Below are 14,063 nucleotides of genomic sequence, written 5' to 3' on the forward strand. Positions count from 1 at the left end.
CTGATTGGCATTTTTCATCTGCTGTTGCAAAGTTGTTGCTAATAGCAAAAAAGGAGGAAGTCCCGTGAATAAATCAATGTTGGCGGGTATAGGGATTGGCGTAGCTGCTGCGCTGGGTGTGGCAGCGGTGGCCAGTCTTAACGTGTTTGAGCGTGGCCCACAATATGCACATGTTGTCTCTGCGACCCCGATTAAAGAAACGGTAAAAACGCCGCGTCAGGAATGCCGTAACGTGACGGTTACCCACCGTAAACCGGTGCAGGATGAAAATCGTATTGCGGGTTCAGTGCTGGGCGCTGTTGCGGGTGGGGTTATCGGTCATCAGTTTGGTGGCGGACGCGGTAAAGATATTGCCACCGTTGCAGGGGCATTAGGTGGCGGTTATGCCGGTAACCAGATCCAGGGTTCGATGCAGGAAAACGATACTTACACCAGTACGCAGCAGCGCTGTAAAACAGTGTATGACAAATCGGAAAAAATGCTGGGTTACGACGTGACCTACAAAATTGGCGATCAGCAGGGCAAAATCCGCATGGATAAAGACCCTGGCTCGCAAATCCCACTGGATAACAACGGCCAGTTGGTGCTGAATAACAACGCGTAAAATAGTCTTGCTCTGTACATTAATTAGCCCCCCATTCGCTCAGGCTGGGGGGCTTTTTTTATCAGAAGGTTAATGCGGAGTTCAGGCCAGAGGCGCGGTTTCTTCTTTCAGCAGTTCAGGCCACAGACGCAGCGTGGTCCGGGATATCTGCATCAGTTTCTCAAAAGTTGCCCCTTCGCGGGCGCTGATCGACATACCTTGTAAAATACAGTTCAGAAATTCGGCCAGTTTCTGCGGATCGCAGTGTGCCGGAATTTCGCCATGTTGCTGGCGCTGGCGAAGAAACTGGGTCAGCGTTTGCTCCTGCATGGCATGGCGGGATTTCACCGTGTGCGCAATATCGCGAGAAGAGGCGGCAAGCGTTGCGGAGGTATTAATCATAAAACATCCTGCCGGGGTGTCTTTGCTAGTGAAGCAGGTGGCGATTGCCGTGAAGTAGTCTTCCAGCGCACAGGTGAGGCTTTTTTCTTCGCAAAAGAGTTGGGCTTCGTGCTTGGCAGCGAAGCAGGTGATGTAGCGGTCCAGCACGGCACGAAATAACCCTTCCTTATTGGTGAATTCCGCGTACAGCGTGGGCGCTTTGGCACCGGTTGCTTCCACGAGATCGGCGAGCGAGGTCGCTTCATATCCGTGCTGCCAGAAGAGTGTCATGGCCTTATCAAGCGCGGCTTCCCTGTCGAACACTTTTGGTCGGCCACGGCTTTTTTTTGCACAACCTGTCGTTTCAGTTGTCATGGTGCCGTCGTACCTGGTTGGGTTTATTGAACAATCATTATAAAAATATTTGCCCACACTCTCCAGTGTATTCACGATAAAAATAATTTGTTTCTATTGATATGAAAAATAAGACCTTTGCATTTTATATAACGATCGTTATAAAAAAACATTGACGTGTGACCTGGATCACATCTATGATTTCCCTATCGATCGTTAAGTTAATCTTTTCGACAGACATTCATCTGCATAAGGTCACTATTATGAAAAACGTAAAAACGCTGCTACTTGCTACGGTTCTGAGCTCACTTTCATTTGCCAGCTTTGCCGCTGTAGAAGTTCAGGCCACGCCTGAAGGCCAACAGAAGGTAGGGATCATCTCTGCGAATGCGGGGACTAACTTAGGTTCTCTGGAAGATCAACTGGCGCAGAAAGCAGATGAAATGGGGGCGAAATCGTTCCGTATTACCTCTGTGACCGGTCCTAACACGCTTCATGGTACAGCGGTAATCTACAAATAAGTTTTAACCCATCGCAATGCCACTGCGAGTTAACTAAAAAAACCCCCGCGGAAAAACATCCAGCGGGGTTTTTTTATGGGCAACTGTTTACAGTGACTGCTGACTGACGTCGTGATGACGCGTTACGTCTACCGGCATCCCGGAACGCAGTTCCATAGCGTGTTCCATGACGGAGGCATCCGTTTGTGCTGCATTCTTAAACGTCTTCATCGACGCGTTCAGTACGATCGGCAGCACCTGCGGATCGTCATCAATATTTTCCGACAGCGGCTGATGCACTTCTACGAGGCGCACGCCGTTGGGTTCAACAGAGGCTTTGATTGGCGTGTTGATAATATTGACCTTGGTACCTGGCGTAACCTGACGGAATAAGGTTTCAATATCACCGTCGCGCAGGCGAATACAGCCAGAGCTGACGCGCATACCGATACCAAAATCAGCGTTGGTACCATGAAGTAAATAGACTCCACCGTAAGCCGCCAGGCGGATGGCATGATGACCCATCGGGTTTTCCGGACCCGCAGGGACGACGGCAGGCAGGTCGATACCATTGGCTTTGTAACGGGCGCGGATATTGGCCGTTGGGGTCCAGGTCGGGTTGGCACGTTTATCAGAGATACTGGTTACCATGGTGGGGGTCAGGGTATCTCCGCCCAGTTGACCAATACCAATCGGATACACGGTCACCGAATTTTTACCTGGGTGATAATAGTACAGACGCAACTCAGCAAGATTAATCACAATCCCTTCGCGCGGGGCATCCGGTAGCAGGGTTTGCAGCGGAATGGTTAATACGCTACCGGCTCTTGGCACGAAAGGGTCGACGCCAGGGTTAGCCTGTAGCAGCGCTAAAAAACCCACATTGTACTTTTTCGCAATGGCTTCCAGTGAACCGCCGTTATCTTCGACAACGTGTACGGTATTTTCACCCACCAGTCTGCTTCCTGGCGGAGGCAGCGGCCAGGTGTTCGCCTGGGCCGGAAGCGCCAGCGCAAGAGACGCGGCAAGCGTAAAATACGTCAGCCAGCGAGAGAATTGCTTATTGTTTAACATTGCCATAAGTCCATTGTTTTTACGTGGTTTTTATCATGTAAAAGTAAACAGGAATTATGGCGGTTTGCTGTGTCGGGAAGTGCAGGGAAGTGCAAAGAGTTTGTAAATTCAACTGGCCGGGTGCGTACGGTGAACTGCACCCGGCCTGATGGCTATGCTACGGCGTTTTCTTCCAGTTGGCGCATAAACTGACGCACCCACTCCATACGCGTTTTACGGTCAGCAAGGTCCTGAATAAACTTCAGGCGCGTGGGACCGTCCAGGCGGAAGTGCTGTGGTTGTTTTTGCAGCAAACCGATCAGCCACACTGGGTTGACGTGGTTTTTCTCTGCAAATTCAATGGTACCGCCTTTTTCATTACCCTCGAGCTTTCTGATACCCAGCTTTTGCGCCTGCTGGCGCAGACGGGCAATATCCAGCAGCGTGCGGGCAGGATCGGGCAGCAGGCCAAAGCGGTCGATTAGCTCGACCTTGATCTCTTCCAGTTCATTTTCACCCTTTGCACTGGCAATGCGTTTATAGAATGACAGTCGCGTGTTCACATCGGGAATGAAATCATCCGGCAACAGCGACGGCATGCGCAGTTCCACTTCGGTTTGTTGACTGGTGAGATCTTCCAGCGACGGCTCACGCCCTTCTTTGAGCGCATCCACCGCGTTCTCCAGCAGCTCCATATACAGCGAGAAACCGATGGTTTCCATTGAGCCGCTCTGGTCTTCACCCAGCAGTTCGCCTGCCCCGCGAATCTCGAGGTCGTGGGTCGCCAACGCAAAACCTGCACCCAAATCTTCCAGTGAGGCAATGGCTTCGAGGCGTTTTTGTGCGTCGGTGGTCATGGCTTTCGGGTGCGGTGTCAGCAGCCAGGCGTAGGCCTGGTGATGCGAGCGTCCCACGCGACCACGTAGCTGATGCAGCTGCGCCAGACCGAAGTGGTCCGCACGTTCGATGATAATCGTGTTGGCAGTCGGAATGTCGATCCCGGTTTCGATAATGGTGGTACACACCAGCACGTTAAATCGCTGGTGGTGGAAATCGTTCATCACGCGTTCCAGCTCGCGCTCGCGCATCTGTCCATGCCCGATGGCAATACGCGCTTCCGGCACCAGTTCTGCCAGCCTGTCGGCAGTTTTCTGGATGTTCTCAACGTCGTTGAACAGATAATAGACCTGACCACCACGCAGCACTTCACGCAGAATGGCTTCGCGTACCACCAGATTGTCATACTCGCGTACAAAGGTTTTGACCGCCAGACGGCGGGCGGGCGGCGTGGCAATGATCGACAGATCGCGCATACCGCTCATCGCCATATTCAGCGTGCGAGGGATCGGCGTTGCGGTTAGCGTCAGAATATCCACGTCAGCGCGCATCGCTTTGATTCGCTCTTTATGCCGCACGCCGAAGCGGTGCTCTTCATCGACGATCAGCAGACCTAAATCTTTTAGCTTCACATCGCTTTGTAGCAGTTTGTGGGTACCGATAAGAATATCGATTTTACCTTCAGCGACCTGCTCCAGGATCTGCGCTTGCTCTTTGGCGCTACGAAAACGCGACAACATCTCAATGCGTACCGGCCAGTTGGCAAAGCGGTCACGGAAGTTGTCGAAGTGCTGCTGAGCAAGCAGGGTGGTCGGTACAAGTACGGCGACCTGTTTGTGGTTCTCGACGGCGAGGAAGGCGGCGCGCATCGCTACTTCGGTTTTACCGAAGCCAACGTCGCCGCAGACTAGTCGATCCATCGCCAGCGGCTGACACATATCGCTGAGTACCGCGTTAATGGCCTGCGCCTGATCGGGGGTGGTTTCAAACGGGAAGCTGTCGCAAAACAGCTGGTACTGTTCGCGGTCATGCTTAAAGGCAAAGCCTTCTTTCGCCGCACGCTGGGCGTAGATGTCCAACAGCTCTGCTGCCACATCGCGCACTTTCTCGGCGGCTTTCTGCCGCGCACGTGACCAGGCGTCACCGCCGAGTTTATGCAGCGGCGCATTTTCTTCTGCACCACCGGCGTAACGGCTGATTAAATGTAATGACGACACGGGTACATACAGTTTGGCGTCGTTGGCGTAGGTGAGCATCAGGTATTCAGCGGTGATACCGCCTGCTTCCAGCGTGGTCATGCCGGCGTAGCGCCCCACGCCGTGCTCCAGATGCACCACCGGCTGACCGGGGTGCAACTCCGCCAGGTTGCGGATTAAGGTATCGGGGTTGATGGTGCGACGCGAATCCTGACGACGGCGCGCCACGCGCTCGCCGAGGAGATCGCTTTCGCAGATCAGCGCCAGATTACGTTTGCTATCAATAAACCCGTGTTCCGCCGAGCCAATCATCAGATAACGACCTGCATCGACCGCTTCATCGAGGCGCAAAATGCGCTTCGGCGCAATCTTGATACGGGCGAGCAGTTCACCGAGAGCTTCACGACGGCCTTCACTTTCTACCGAGAAAATCACCGGACCGGTAAAAGCTTCAAGGAACTTACGTAATGCATCCAACGGCGCTTTTTGCTGCGCCTGGACGGCCAGGTCTGGCAGCTTCTGGAACCCGAGGTTGGTATTCGCCGCTTTTTTCGGCAGGCTCTCGGTTTTCAGCTGAACGCGGGGCCAGCGTTTAAGTTCAGAGAACAGCTCATCCACCCGCAGCCACAGTGATTCCGGCGGCAGAAGTGGACGCATCGGGTCAACACCCCGATTCTCAAAGCGCGACAGCGTGTCGGCCTGAAAGCGCTCGGCGCTGGTTTCTAGATCGCCGGTATTCACCAGCAGCGTATTGGCCGGGAAGTAGCTGAATAGCGGCGGCAACGGCTCGCTGAAAAACAGCGGCTGCCAGTATTCGATCCCGGCAGGAAGCGTACCTTTACTGACCTGCTGATAAATATGTTCCGCGTCGCGTTTCACCTCAAAGGTGTCGCGCCACTGGCTGCGAAACAGTTCGATAGCTGTTTTATCGGTGGGGAATTCGTGCGCGGGCAGCAGATTAATGGCGTCGACTTCTTCCAGCGTGCGCTGGGTATCGGTATCAAACAGACGCAAGCTGTCAATTTCATCATCAAAAAAATCAAGACGATAGGGAAACTCGCTGCCCATCGGGAATAGATCTAGCAGTGCACCGCGCGTGGCATATTCACCGTGTTCCATAACTTGATCAACGTGGCGATAACCGGCACTTTCCAGCTGTTCACGCAGCGCGTCACGCGATAAACGCTGACCTTTTTTCATCACCAGCGCGTGACCGTGCAGATAGCTGTGCGGACACACGCGTTGCATCAGCGTGTTGACCGGTACGATCAGCACGCCGCGCTGCATGGACGGCAGTTGATATAGCGTGGAGAGCCGCGAGGAGATGATTTCCTGATGCGGCGAAAAACTGTCGTACGGGAGCGTTTCCCAGTCCGCGAGGTTCATCACCATCTGGTCAGTAAACTGGCGAATTTCGTCATGCAGGCGCAGGGCATTTTGCATGTCAGGTGCGATGAGTACCACGGGGCCGGCGTGGTGTTCGGCAATGTCTGCCACCAGCGTGGCACAGGCGGCACCGGTAAGTTCACCTAACTGGCGCTGATCGCCAGCTTTCGCCGGGAGCGTGTAACGATGTTGTTCAGGCATTAGGTTGTCAGGATCTCGTTTAGATATACGTCTGATAAGCAATGTTCTTATTATCCGCAAACGTTTCTCATAAGCAAATTGATTCGCCCCCTGATGGGGGCAAAAAGCGCGTTAAGGTTAGCGCGAGGCGGCCGATAAAGAGGGTGGGGAAAACAGCAGGTCGGCAACGGTTTTTTGTGAAATTTTGCGTACCAGCAGGCCAAACAAAGTACACAGCAGCAAACAGACAAACGGATAAATCAGCAGCAGGGCCAGTTCTGCATGCGCAGACCATTTAGCATGATTGATGACGGGAATCAGCGTTAAGCTGAACAGTTCGACCAAAATTCGGTGGGTTGTGTAGATGGCGATTGTGTTAGAGCCGATCACGCTTAATGGGCTGGCCGCACGCATACCGAAGCGTTGCTCGAACTGATAAAACAGCTTCATGATCAGCACAATGGAAACCAATGAAAGCAGCAGCGAAACGTTGGCCAGCCATGCGATGACCGCCAGAATCATCGTCAACGAGAACAGGATCGGGTGGCGGCGCAGCGGAACCTCTTTAATCCCTGACATCAGCGTGCTGCCAAACCATGCCCCGAGACTGTAATACGCCAGATTACGTATCACGCTATTCATTCCCCACCACGGCGTCGGAAAAAAATTGACCGCCACACTGAGCAATACGAACAGAGCCAGCAGCGGCAGCGCCCAGCGGCTGAACAGTTTGCACAGAATGAAGTAGACGATCAGCGCATACAGATACCATAAGCTGGTGCTGGCGGTCAGCATGCCCCAGGAAAAGTCGCCGACGGAACCGGCATACGCGGCGTTGGCGGCCTGGCTCAGATCGCGCTCTGGTGCCAGCCAGTGATTGAGCATGGTGAGTGCCAGCCATTGCACCATTCCCCACAGCAGCAGTACCCAGGCAATATTCCAGATCCGTTTATCTACGCAGGTCGTCCAGCCCACGCCATCGATGTATCGACGGATCAGATATCCCGAAATAAAGAAAAACACCGGCATGCGAAACGGAGCCAGGTAAAGATTGAGGTAAATCCAGCACTTGGTCAGCAGTTCTGACAGCGGATGCTGAAAACTGGTGAGATGGGGGTAAAAGGTAATCACGGAATGGTAAATGACCACCAGGCAAATACATAACCCTTTGATTTGGTTAATCCATAGCTCTTTTTTTATCATTACGTCGACGTATCCGTAGTGTTAAACATGACCTGCTATCCTGCGGATGGCAGGCGTCGCTGTAATGCGTAACCGTCTGCATTTTTGTTTTTTCAGATAAAGATCAGGTATTAGGCTTGATGAGCAGGTGGTTCACTTTAGCGAATTGATTTGTTTATGCTTTTCAGAATAATGCTGACGAACACTTACGGTTCAGTCATTTACCCATTCCGCTTTCGCTTATATACTCGTGACTTTGCTAACAGCAACCAGACGGATTTCATGTATCAACCTGTCGCTCTATTCATCGGCCTGCGTTATATGCGTGGGCGTGCAGCAGATCGCTTCGGTCGTTTTGTTTCCTGGCTTTCCACCATTGGCATTACTCTTGGGGTAATGGCGCTGGTCACGGTATTGTCGGTGATGAACGGTTTCGAGCGTGAGCTGCAAAATAATATTCTTGGCCTGATGCCTCAGGCCATTCTCTCGTCAGAGCAGGGTTCTCTGAACCCGCAACAGCTGCCGGAAAACGCGGTGAAGCTGAGCGGTGTCAATCGTATTGCCCCGCTGACAACCGGTGATGTGGTTCTGCAAAGCGCGCGCAGCGTAGCGGTTGGCGTGATGCTGGGCATCGACCCGACGCAAAAAGATCCGCTTACGCCGTATTTGGTCAATGTGAAGCAAACCGATCTCGAGCCGGGTAAGTATAATGTCATCCTTGGCGAGCAGCTTGCCGGTCAGTTGGGCGTGAGTCGTGGCGATCAAATCCGCGTTATGGTGCCGTCAGCCAGCCAGTTCACGCCGATGGGACGTCTGCCAAGCCAGCGTCTGTTTACGGTAATTGGCACCTTTGCCGCCAACAGTGAAGTCGATGGCTATCAGATGTTGACCAATATTCAGGATGCGTCACGCCTGATGCGCTACCCGGCGGGCAATATTACCGGCTGGCGTTTGTGGCTGAATGAACCGCTGAAGGTCGACACGTTGAGCCAGCAAACGCTGCCGCAAGGCACCAAATGGCAGGACTGGCGTGAGCGCAAAGGGGAATTATTCCAGGCTGTGCGGATGGAAAAAAACATGATGGGGCTGCTGTTGAGCCTGATCGTGGCGGTCGCGGCGTTTAACATTATTACCTCGTTGGGCCTGATGGTCATGGAGAAGCAAGGCGAAGTGGCGATTTTACAAACCCAGGGACTTACGCCGCGGCAAATCATGATGGTGTTTATGGTGCAGGGGGCCAGCGCCGGGATTATTGGCGCGCTACTGGGTGCCGCGTTGGGGGCATTACTTGCCAGCCAACTGAACAACCTGATGCCGATCATTGGGGCATTACTGGATGGCGCTGCGCTGCCGGTTGCCATTGAGCCGTTACAGGTTGTCGTCATTGCGCTGGTGGCCATGGCCATTGCGCTGCTGTCTACGCTTTATCCTTCCTGGCGCGCCGCCGCCACTCAACCCGCTGAGGCTTTACGTTATGAATAAGATCCTGTTGCAATGCGACAACCTGTGCAAACGCTATCAGGAAGGCACCGTGCAAACTGATGTGCTGCACGATGTCAGCTTTAGCGTTGGCGAGGGTGAAACGGTGGCGATTGTCGGCAGCTCTGGATCCGGTAAGAGTACGTTGCTGCATCTGCTGGGCGGACTGGATACGCCAACGTCGGGCGACGTTATTTTTAGCGGACAGCCGATGAGTAAACTCTCTTCGACGGCAAAAGCGGAACTGCGTAATCAAAAGCTCGGCTTTATTTACCAGTTTCACCATCTGCTGCCGGACTTTACCGCGCTGGAAAACGTGGCGATGCCGCTACTTATAGGCAAGAAAAAACCGGCTGAAATTACCGAGCGTGCACGCAATATGCTGAAAGCAGTAGGGTTGGATCATCGTGCCAGCCATCGCCCGTCTGAGCTGTCGGGCGGTGAGCGCCAGCGCGTGGCGATTGCCCGTGCGCTGGTCAATAACCCACGTCTGGTGCTGGCGGATGAACCCACCGGTAACCTTGATGCGCGCAACGCTGACAGTATTTTCGAGCTTCTGGGTGAGCTGAATCGCTCTCAGGGGACGGCATTTTTGGTGGTGACCCACGATCTGCAGTTGGCGAAGCGCATGAGCCGCCAGCTTGAAATGCGCGATGGTCGCCTGACGGCCGAACTGAGCCTGATGGGAGCTGAGTAATGGCTGCGCCTTTATCGTTATTGATTGGCTTACGCTTTAGCCGTGGTCGGCGGCGTGGGGGCATGGTCTCGCTGATCTCTGTGATTTCTACCATCGGTATCGCATTGGGTGTGGCGGTCTTGATTGTCGGTTTGAGCGCGATGAACGGATTTGAGCGCGAGTTGAACAACCGCATTCTGGCCGTTGTCCCGCACGGCGAGATTGAAGCGGTTAACCAGCCCTGGAACAACTGGCAGGAAGCGCTGGATAAAGTACAGAAAGTGCCTGGCATTGCCGCTGCGGCGCCCTATATCAACTTTACCGGGCTGGTGGAAAGTGGCGCAAATTTACGCGCGGTGCAGGTGAAAGGTGTCGATCCCAAACAGGAACAACGTTTAAGTGCGCTGCCTACGTTTGTACAGAACCATGCCTGGGATAATTTCAAAGCCGGTGAGCAGCAGATAATCATAGGGAAAGGGATTGCTGATGCGCTGAAGGTGAAGCAAGGTGACTGGGTGTCAATCATGATCCCTAACGCCAGTGCCGATCACAAGCTGATGCAACCCAAGCGCGTACGGTTACACGTCATCGGTATTTTGCAGTTGAGCGGTCAGCTTGACCACAGCTTTGCAATGATCCCAATGGAAGATGCGCAGCAGTATCTGGATATGGGGTCCAGCGTGTCGGGTATTGCGCTGAAGGTTAACGACGTCTTCAATGCGAATAAGCTGGTCAGAGATGCCGGTGAAGTGACCAATAATTACGTTTACATTAAAAGCTGGATTGGTACTTACGGCTATATGTATCGTGATATTCAGATGATCCGCGCCATTATGTACCTGGCGATGGTGCTGGTGATAGGTGTCGCCTGTTTTAATATTGTTTCGACGTTAGTGATGGCGGTAAAAGACAAGAGCGGCGATATTGCGGTATTAAGAACATTGGGCGCGAAAGACGGGCTGATCCGTGCCATTTTTGTCTGGTATGGCTTGCTGGCAGGACTGTTTGGTAGCCTGATTGGCGTCGTGATTGGCATCGTCGTTTCGCTGCAACTGACGCCGATTATTAACGGTATTGAGGCGCTTATTGGCCATCAGTTCCTGTCCGGTGATATCTATTTTATTGACTTCTTGCCATCGGAATTACACTGGCTGGACGTTATTTACGTGCTGGTTACAGCATTATTGCTGAGTCTGTTGGCGAGTTGGTATCCGGCGCGTCGCGCCAGTAATATTGATCCTGCGAGAGTGCTGAGCGGCCAGTAACAATAAAAAGGAGCGGTGATGTACTACGGGTTTGATATTGGCGGGACAAAAATTGCGTTAGGCGTCTTCGATAATCAACGCCGTTTGCAATGGGAAAAACGTGTTCCTACGCCGCGCGATAGCTATGATGCTTTCCTCGATGCGGTGTGCGACCTGGTGACGGAGGCCGACCAGCGATTTGGCGTTAAAGGTTCAGTGGGAATTGGTATTCCCGGTATGCCAGAAACCGAAGACGGTACGTTGTATGCCGCTAACGTTCCTGCTGCCAGTGGAAAACCGCTGCGTACCGACCTCAGCGCGCGGCTGGACCGCGATGTGCGTCTGGACAACGATGCTAACTGTTTTGCCCTCTCCGAAGCCTGGGATGATGAATTCACCCAGTACCCGTTAGTGATGGGGTTAATCCTCGGCACGGGTGTTGGCGGCGGCCTGGTGCTGAACGGCAAATCCATCACCGGACGCAGCTATATTACCGGTGAGTTTGGTCACATACGCCTGCCGGTAGATGCGTTAACGCTAATGGGATTTGACTTCCCGCTGCGTCGCTGTGGATGCGGTCAGTTAGGCTGCATCGAGAGCTACCTTTCCGGTGGCGGATTTGCCTGGCTGTATCAGCATTACACCCATCAACCGCTGGACGCCCGTGAAATTATCGCGCTCTGGGAGCAGGGTGATGAACAGGCGCTTGCCCACGTCGAACGCTATCTCGATTTGCTGGCGGTATGTCTGGGGAATATTCTGACTATCGTTGATCCGGATTTAGTGGTCATTGGCGGTGGTTTGTCGAATTTTACCGCGATAACGGCGCAACTGGCAGACCGTTTGCCACGCCATTTATTGCCGGTTGCCCGCGTGCCGCGTATTGAACGGGCACGCCATGGTGATGCGGGTGGAATGCGTGGAGCTGCTTTCCTACATCTTACCGATTAATACAAAGAGGTTGTTATGCTGTCGCGTCGGGGTCATCGGTTAAGCCGTTTTCGTAAAAATAAACGCCATATGCGCGATCGCCTGCGTCAACGGATCTTTTTCAGAGACAGAGTGGTGCCTGAATTGATGGAAAAACCAAGAGTATTAGTCCTGACGGGGGCGGGGATCTCCGCCGAATCGGGTATTCGTACCTTCCGCGCTGCGGATGGTCTCTGGGAAGAACATCGGGTGGAAGACGTGGCGACTCCGGAAGGATTTTCGCGTAACCCCGGACTTGTGCAGTCGTTTTATAACGCACGTCGTCTTCAGCTACAACAGCCTGAAATCCAACCCAACGCGGCGCACATTGCGCTGGCAAAACTTGAAGCAGAGCTGGGCGACCGCTTTTTACTGGTGACGCAGAATATCGATAACCTGCATGAGCGCGCCGGTAGCCAGAACGTCATCCATATGCACGGTGAACTGCTCAAAGTGCGCTGTTCGCAAAGCGGACAGATCCTGGACTGGACAGGAGATGTGACCCCGGAAGATAAGTGCCATTGCTGCCAGTTTCCGGCACCGTTGCGCCCGCACGTCGTGTGGTTTGGCGAAATGCCCTTGGGGATGGATGAAATCTATATGGCGCTGGCGATGGCGGATGTGTTCATCGCGATCGGTACGTCCGGACATGTTTATCCGGCGGCCGGATTTGTACACGAAGCGCGCCTGCACGGGGCGCATACGGTGGAACTTAACCTTGAGCCGAGCCAGGTAGGCAGCGAGTTCGAAGAAAAGTATTACGGTCCGGCAAGCCAGGTGGTGCCTGAGTTTGTTGAGAAGTTATTGAAAGGGCTGTGATTTTTTTTGCCGGATGGCGTAGGCCCGATAAGCGAAGCGCCATCGGGCAATGATTCGCCGAATGGCGACGCTGGCGCGTCTTATCCGGCCTACGGGACGGCAATTAGCGTCCTGCTTTCAGCTTCTGATAGTACTCTTCATAAATTGTGCTAGCTGAGCCGACGTCGTTCTGCCATTCGCCTTTGTTGATGGTATCAGCATCAGGATAGAGCGTTTTATCATTGGCCACTTCCGGGCTGAGCAGTTTACGTGCCGCCAGGTTTGGCGTTGGGTAACCGATGGTTTCGGCCACTTCTTTTGCGACATCCGGGCGCAGCAGGAAGTTAATCAGCTTCAGCGCACCTTCTTTGTTTTTGGCGTTCGCCGGAATAGACAGACTGTCCATCCAGAAAATGCCGCCTTCTTTCGGCCACACGACTTCCAGCGGCGTGCCTGCCTGACGCGCAACGAATGCCGAGCCGTTCCACACCATACCGAGGTTGACTTCACCTTCCATATACGGGTTTGCCGGGTTGTCTGAGTTAAACGCCGCGACGTTAGGCATCAGTTTCTTCAGCTCGTTATACGCGGCTTCAATCTCTTTCGGGTCGGTGGTGTTACCGGAGTAGCCCAGCTTGCGCAGCGCTACCTGGAACACTTCACGCGCATCATCGGTTAACAGCAGGCTGCCTTTGTATTCCGGTTTCCACAGATCGGCCCAGCTGGTCACGGTCTTCGGATCAATGACATCGCTGTTGACGCCAATAGCCGTTGCTCCCCAGATATACGGAATGGAGTAGTCGTTATTTGGGTCAAACGGCTTGTTGAGCATGTCCGGATCGAGATTGTTGAAGTTGGTGAGCTTGGTCTTATCAATCTTCTGGATCATGCCTTCTTTGCGCATTTTATCCACGTAGTAGGTGGAGGGAACCACCAGATCGTAGGCGCCGTCTTTATACGTTTTGAGTTTGGCATACATGGTTTCGTTCGACTCGTAGGTCGAATAGATAACCTTAATACCGGTCTCTTTCGTGAACTGCTCCAGCAGTCCTGGCGGAACGTATTCGGTCCAGTTGTAGAAATAGAGCGTGTTGTTGTCGGAGGCTGTGGCGGTGTTCATACCCAGTGCCAGAGCACCCGCGGCGAGCAGGTGGCGTGACCATTGTTTCATCATTTAACGTCCCCTGAATAACATACCCGTCGTCTTTCAAGCCGCATTTTTGTTGGCTACGCTAGTTCACCCCA

12 protein-coding genes are annotated in these 14,063 nt (G+C 53.4%); 7 read left to right on the plus strand and 5 right to left on the minus strand.

The annotated features are described in order from the left end of the window. Positions 1 to 64 precede the first annotated feature (64 nt). The gene (locus FCH32_RS13025; RefSeq protein WP_096757417.1) at positions 65 to 604 is read left to right on the plus strand and encodes a glycine zipper 2TM domain-containing protein; all 540 of its coding nucleotides are present in this window, start codon (positions 65 to 67) and stop codon (positions 602 to 604) included. Between the two features lie 81 nt (positions 605 to 685). Here the strand turns inward: FCH32_RS13025 and comR are convergent, their stop codons facing one another. Then, entirely contained in the window at positions 686 to 1,339 is a 654-nt protein-coding gene (gene comR / locus FCH32_RS13030; protein ID WP_153879771.1) for a TetR family copper-responsive transcriptional repressor ComR, read from the minus strand. A 242-nt stretch (positions 1,340 to 1,581) separates the two neighbouring features. Between comR and bhsA the strand changes: the two genes are divergently transcribed. Next, positions 1,582 to 1,839, plus strand: coding sequence for a multiple stress resistance protein BhsA (gene bhsA / locus FCH32_RS13035; protein ID WP_096759426.1), 258 nt, complete (start codon positions 1,582 to 1,584; stop codon positions 1,837 to 1,839). Between the two features lie 87 nt (positions 1,840 to 1,926). Here bhsA and ldtC read toward each other — a convergent pair whose 3' ends face one another. The 3 genes from ldtC to FCH32_RS13050 form a co-directional block, all read right to left on the minus strand. Beyond that, complete coding sequence (gene ldtC / locus FCH32_RS13040) at positions 1,927 to 2,892, minus strand: L,D-transpeptidase LdtC (RefSeq protein WP_096757415.1); 966 nt, start codon at positions 2,890 to 2,892, stop codon at positions 1,927 to 1,929. Between the two features lie 152 nt (positions 2,893 to 3,044). Continuing rightward, positions 3,045 to 6,491 (minus strand): transcription-repair coupling factor, encoded by a 3,447-nt coding sequence (mfd, locus tag FCH32_RS13045; protein ID WP_115258743.1) that lies wholly within the window; start codon positions 6,489 to 6,491, stop codon positions 3,045 to 3,047. 117 nt (positions 6,492 to 6,608) lie between these two features. Next, the gene (locus tag FCH32_RS13050; RefSeq protein ID WP_174361024.1) at positions 6,609 to 7,673 is read right to left on the minus strand and encodes an acyltransferase family protein; all 1,065 of its coding nucleotides are present in this window, start codon (positions 7,671 to 7,673) and stop codon (positions 6,609 to 6,611) included. Between the two features lie 261 nt (positions 7,674 to 7,934). On the opposite strand from FCH32_RS13050, the gene lolC reads away from it, so the two are divergent. The 5 genes from lolC to cobB are packed head-to-tail and all read left to right on the plus strand — an operon-like array spanning position 7,935 to position 12,839. Next, entirely contained in the window at positions 7,935 to 9,134 is a 1,200-nt protein-coding gene (lolC, locus tag FCH32_RS13055) for a lipoprotein-releasing ABC transporter permease subunit LolC (RefSeq protein ID WP_153879773.1), read from the plus strand. Then, positions 9,127 to 9,828 (plus strand): lipoprotein-releasing ABC transporter ATP-binding protein LolD, encoded by a 702-nt coding sequence (gene lolD / locus FCH32_RS13060; protein WP_115258741.1) that lies wholly within the window; start codon positions 9,127 to 9,129, stop codon positions 9,826 to 9,828. The genes lolC and lolD overlap by 8 nt, the downstream gene beginning before the upstream one ends. After that, complete coding sequence (lolE, locus tag FCH32_RS13065) at positions 9,828 to 11,072, plus strand: lipoprotein-releasing ABC transporter permease subunit LolE (RefSeq protein WP_096757411.1); 1,245 nt, start codon at positions 9,828 to 9,830, stop codon at positions 11,070 to 11,072. Before lolD ends, lolE begins: the two co-directional genes overlap by 1 nt. An 18-nt stretch (positions 11,073 to 11,090) precedes the next feature. After that, entirely contained in the window at positions 11,091 to 12,002 is a 912-nt protein-coding gene (gene nagK / locus FCH32_RS13070; RefSeq protein WP_096757410.1) for an N-acetylglucosamine kinase, read from the plus strand. A 15-nt stretch (positions 12,003 to 12,017) separates the two neighbouring features. Beyond that, on the plus strand, positions 12,018 to 12,839 hold the full coding sequence (gene cobB / locus FCH32_RS13075; RefSeq protein ID WP_115258740.1) for a Sir2 family NAD+-dependent deacetylase: 822 nt from the start codon (positions 12,018 to 12,020) through the stop codon (positions 12,837 to 12,839). A 103-nt stretch (positions 12,840 to 12,942) separates the two neighbouring features. Here the strand turns inward: cobB and potD are convergent, their stop codons facing one another. Continuing rightward, positions 12,943 to 13,989, minus strand: coding sequence for a spermidine/putrescine ABC transporter substrate-binding protein PotD (potD, locus tag FCH32_RS13080; protein WP_174361100.1), 1,047 nt, complete (start codon positions 13,987 to 13,989; stop codon positions 12,943 to 12,945). Positions 13,990 to 14,063: the final 74 nt, after the last annotated feature.

It is taken from the genome of Citrobacter gillenii, assembly GCF_013337685.1.
Classification (GTDB): Bacteria; Pseudomonadota; Gammaproteobacteria; order Enterobacterales; family Enterobacteriaceae; genus Citrobacter; species Citrobacter gillenii.